Raw genomic sequence first — 4,172 nt, forward strand, 5'->3', positions numbered from 1 at the left:
CCGCGTAGACCACCTGGTGGGCCAGCTCATGGAACAGCAGGCCGGCGAACTCGCCCTCGCCCCAGCCCACGAAGGTGTTGAGCAGCGGATCGCCCCCCAGCCAGTTCAGGTAGCCCAGCGTGGAATAGGCGGGCACGCCGTAGCTGCCGGACTCCAGGCCCTGGTCGGCCAGCAGCCGGGCCTGGGCCACGGCGTCTGCCTCGGAAAAGTAGCCCCGGTAGCCCACGCAGCCGGCCACGGGAAAGCACCAGCGGTGCAGCTCCAGGCTGTCGGGCGGCGCGGCCACCACGTTCCACACGGCAAAGGGCCGCTGCAGATCGGCGTAGCGGCGGTAGCTGGCGTTGTCGGGCAGGCCCAGCCGTTGCACGGCGAAGCTGCGCATGCGCTGGGCCGCAAGCAGGCGCTCGCGCAGCGCGGGTGCCAGGTTGTCGTCCTGCAGCCAGTCGTCAATGGGGCGGCTGGCCTGCAGCAGGTGTATCTGGCCGCGCAGGCTTTGCCAGTAATAGCCCAGGCCGTCGCCGCCGGCCCCCGTGCTGGCACAGCCGCCCAGCAGCAGGCCTATGCCCGCCAAAATCGCGGGCAGGCCGCGCCTGACTACACTCAAGCCTTCACGCACCCTTGGCCCCCTTGCTGCTTTCATGGACTTCTTCACGCTGGCGATCATTGTCTTCATCGCAATCTACCTTCTCAAGACGCAGGAGCAGCGCCGGCATACCCTGCTGCTGGCCCAGTATCTGGGGCGTTTCCAGATAGAGAAGCTGATGGGCGGCCTGATCGAAGGCTATCTGCGCGCCCTGGGCGAGAACGACGAGCAGCGCCGCGCCCAGATCTGGACCGTGCTGGACAACACCGAAACCAGCCTGGTCGAGCAGTTCCAGCGCTTTGCCAAGGAAATGGCCTCGGCCGATCCGCAGCTCACGCGCGTGAGCACGCTGCCCGTGGCGCTGCCCTATCTGGACCGGCTGTTCCCGTCGTCCGGCTTCGATCTGCGCGAAGCCATGCAGCTGCATGCGCGCGGCATTGCCTCCGTGCGCGTGGCCGACAGCGCCACCGAGGAAGAACGCCGTGCGCGCGCCTTCATGATGACGGCCGAGCTGTTGCTCATGCAGTACACCTGTCATTGGTTTTGCAAATCGCGCGCCGTGGCATCCCTGCGGCTGGTCGCACGGCACAAGACGCCCTTCGAGCAAGTGCTTGCTTCGGTGAGTGACCAGACACGGCGCGACTACAGGCAGCTGATCGCCTGATCGCCCCTTCTGTGGCGGGGCGCCATGCCCCGCCATGCACAGCCCAGGCTGCGATTGACGCAGTGCGGCTTGCTGTCAAAAATGAACGCCATGACACAAGTGCTGAGCTCCATCGAGGCGCGGCTGGCGTCTCTCCCTGTTCCCGTGGCCGTGATCCTGCCGTCCGGCCAGCGCGCCGGTCCTGCGGATGCGCAGGTGGTGCTGCATTTCCAGTCCATGGCGGCCATGGCCAGCCTGGCGGCGGGGCAGATAGGGACACTGGGCAGTGCCATCGTGGAGGGGCTGGTACGCATCGATGGCCGCATGCGCGACGTGATGGCGGTGGCCGCCAGCCTGCTGCAATCCGATCCGGTGCGCGGCACATCGCACTGGTGGGTGCATGCCATGGCCCGCATGCGCTCCATGGCCGCGCACACGCTGGCGCGCGACGCCCAGCAGATCCAGTTCCACTACGACATCTCCGACGACTTCTACGGCCTGTGGCTGGACCCGCGCCGCGTCTATTCCTGCGCCTACTTCCGCGATCCGCAGATGACGCTGGCCCAGGCCCAGGAGGCCAAGCTCGACCACATCTGCCGCAAGCTGGACCTGCGGCCCGGCGAGCGTTTCCTGGACATCGGCGCGGGCTGGGGCGCGCTGCTGCTGTGGGCGGCCGAGCATTACGGTGTCACGGCCACGGGCATCACGCTCTCGCACAACCAGCACCGCCATGTGCAGCAGCTGATTGCCGAGCGCGGCCTGCAGGGCAGGGTGGACATGCAACTGCTGGACTACCGCGCGCTGGCGCCCGGCCAGCCCTTCGACAAGATAGGCTCGGTGGGCATGTTCGAGCATGTGGGCCAGGCCCAGCTGCCCGAGTACTTCCAGACCGTGCACCGCCTGCTGCGCCCGGGCGGCATGGCGCTGATCCACGGCATCACCGCGGGCGGCGTGGACAACACCCAGCTGGGCGCGGGCATGGGCGAGTTCATCGACCGCTACATCTTCCCCGGCGGCGAGCTGATGCATGTGAGCCGCGTGCTGCACGACATGGGCCACAGCGGGCTGGAAATGGTGGACACGGAGAACCTGCGGCCCCACTACGCACGCACGCTGTGGAACTGGTCCGACGCACTGGAAGCCCAGCTGCCGCAGGCGCAGCGTATCCTTGAGCAGCATGCCGATGCCGAAGGTGCCGCCAAGGTGCTGCGCGCCTACCGGCTCTATCTGGCGGGTTGCGCCATGGGCTTCGAGCGCGGCTGGATCGCCCTGCACCAGATGCTGTGCACGCATCCCGACGGACGGCTGCAGTCGGGGTCCATGGTGGGAGCCCAATCGGACTATGCTTTCAACCGCGAGTACATGTACCGCTGAGTGCATGACACGCCACACAGAAAAAGGATAGCCATGCTCTACAAGTTCAAGTCCCGTGCCACGGCCGACGTCATCATGCTCGAATCCAACGGCCGCCAGGTCCTGGAGATCGTCGGCAAGACGCCCGGCGCCAGCGGCATCATCACCGTCCAGCAGATCCCGGCCGCCATCGATGCGCTGGAAGCCGCCGTGGCCGATGACGATGCCCGCCGCAAGGCCAACCAGGAAGAGGATGCGCAGGATGGCGACCAGGACAATGCCGCACCGGGCGCACGCGATGCCGTCAGCCTGCGCCAGCGCGCTGCGCCCATGATCGACATGCTGCGCCGCAGCGCCGCCGAGAACAGCGACGTCACCTGGTAAGCCGGCGGCCCCCGCTGGCCCGTCAGGCGTTGATGCCCTTCATGCCTTCCTCCGTATAGCGCTGCCCGGCCACGGGCAGCTCGTCGCTGGCGCGCCGCAGCTCGTCCAGCTCGCCGGGCGTCAGTGCCACGGACAGCGCGCCCAGGTTGTCCTGCAGATGGGCGATGCGCCGGGTGCCCGGAATGGGCACCACGTCCGGCCCCTGGGCCAGCAGCCAGGCCAGGGCGATCTGCGCAGGCGTGCTGCCCTTGCGCTGCGCCAGGGCCGATACGGCACCCACCAGGGCCTGGTTGGTGTCGATGTTGCCGGGCTGAAAGCGCGGCAGGCTGGCTCGGAAATCGCCCTGCTCGAAGGCCGTGCCGCCATGAAAGCGTCCCGTGAGAAAGCCGCGCCCCAGCGGCGAATAGGCCACCAGCCCCACGCCCAGCTCGCGGCAGGCGGGCAGCACCTCGTCCTCCACCTCGCGCGTCCACAGTGAATACTCGGTCTGCACCGCCGCCACCGGGTGCACGGCATGGGCGCGGCGCAGCGTGGCTGCGCTGACCTCGCACAGGCCGATGCGGGCGATCTTGCCTTCCTGCACCAGGCCCGCCAGGCCTTGCATGGTCTCTTCGATGGGCCGCGTGGCATCGACGCGGTGCACGTAGTACAGGTCGATGCGCTCCACGCCCAGGCGCCGCAGCGAGTCCTCGCAGCTTTGCCGCGCGTACTGCGCGCTGTTGTCGATGCTGCGCCGGTACTCCCCGGCCTTGCGCACGATGCCGAACTTGGTGGCGATCTTCACGCGCGGGCGGCGCGATGCCAGGAAGCGGCCGATCAGCTCCTCGTTGTGGTGCGGCCCGTAGACATCGGCCGTGTCCAGGAAGTCGATGCCGGCCTCCACGGCATGGTCCAGCGCCTGCAGCGCCAGGGCGTCGTCGCGCGGGCCATAGAACTCGCTCATGCCCATGCAGCCCAGGCCCAGGGCGGATACCTGCAGATCGTGGCCAAGTGTGCGTTGTTGCATTGCATATCCTCTTGCTGAAACAAGGGGCCAGTATGGTTTTCCGGGGTGGGCTTGCCTACTGAGAAAATCGCGCTTCGATCTTCCATTTCCGGAAAACATTTCCGCAAAGGCTCTCCGCAAGGGCTTTCCAGGAAAACCAAGGAGCACTTCATTGCAGTGGGACGACGCCCGCATCTTCCTGGCCATTGCCCGCGCCGACGCGG

General features: G+C 67.5%; 5 protein-coding genes. 3 read left to right on the forward strand and 2 right to left on the reverse strand.

Annotated features, from left to right (window positions below):
- Positions 1 to 616: aminopeptidase (locus tag L995_RS17760; RefSeq protein WP_047472829.1), on the reverse strand; the 616-nt coding region annotated here is incomplete at its 3' end.
- A gap of 22 nt (positions 617 to 638) precedes the next feature.
- On the opposite strand from L995_RS17760, the gene L995_RS17765 reads away from it, so the two are divergent.
- Genes L995_RS17765 through L995_RS17775 form a run of 3 tightly spaced genes read left to right on the forward strand, consistent with a single transcriptional unit; the run spans position 639 to position 2,963 of the window.
- The gene (locus tag L995_RS17765) at positions 639 to 1,247 is read left to right on the forward strand and encodes a hypothetical protein (RefSeq protein ID WP_016446605.1); all 609 of its coding nucleotides are present in this window, start codon (positions 639 to 641) and stop codon (positions 1,245 to 1,247) included.
- A gap of 24 nt (positions 1,248 to 1,271) precedes the next feature.
- A complete protein-coding gene (locus tag L995_RS17770) occupies positions 1,272 to 2,600 on the forward strand; it encodes a class I SAM-dependent methyltransferase (RefSeq protein WP_016446604.1) in 1,329 nt (442 codons plus the stop codon).
- 33 nt (positions 2,601 to 2,633) lie between these two features.
- Positions 2,634 to 2,963, forward strand: coding sequence for a DUF1840 domain-containing protein (locus L995_RS17775; RefSeq protein ID WP_016446603.1), 330 nt, complete (start codon positions 2,634 to 2,636; stop codon positions 2,961 to 2,963).
- Positions 2,964 to 2,985: 22 nt separating this feature from the next.
- Here L995_RS17775 and L995_RS17780 read toward each other — a convergent pair whose 3' ends face one another.
- Positions 2,986 to 3,969 (reverse strand): aldo/keto reductase, encoded by a 984-nt coding sequence (locus L995_RS17780; protein ID WP_047472828.1) that lies wholly within the window; start codon positions 3,967 to 3,969, stop codon positions 2,986 to 2,988.
- Positions 3,970 to 4,172: the final 203 nt, after the last annotated feature.

The organism is Delftia sp. ZNC0008, assembly GCF_000799035.1.
GTDB lineage: Bacteria > Pseudomonadota > Gammaproteobacteria > Burkholderiales > Burkholderiaceae_C > Comamonas > Comamonas tsuruhatensis.

What these genes read in the sequence shown, in the direction of transcription:
- L995_RS17765 (WP_016446605.1), top strand. Translation starts at nt 639, where the DNA reads ATGGACTTCTTCACGCTGGCGATCATTGTCTTCATCGCAATCTACCTT.
- L995_RS17770 (WP_016446604.1), top strand. Translation starts at nt 1,272, where the DNA reads ATGCCCCGCCATGCACAGCCCAGGCTGCGATTGACGCAGTGCGGCTTG.
- L995_RS17775 (WP_016446603.1), top strand. Translation starts at nt 2,634, where the DNA reads ATGCTCTACAAGTTCAAGTCCCGTGCCACGGCCGACGTCATCATGCTC.
- L995_RS17780 (WP_047472828.1), bottom strand. Translation starts at nt 3,969, where the DNA reads ATGCAACAACGCACACTTGGCCACGATCTGCAGGTATCCGCCCTGGGC.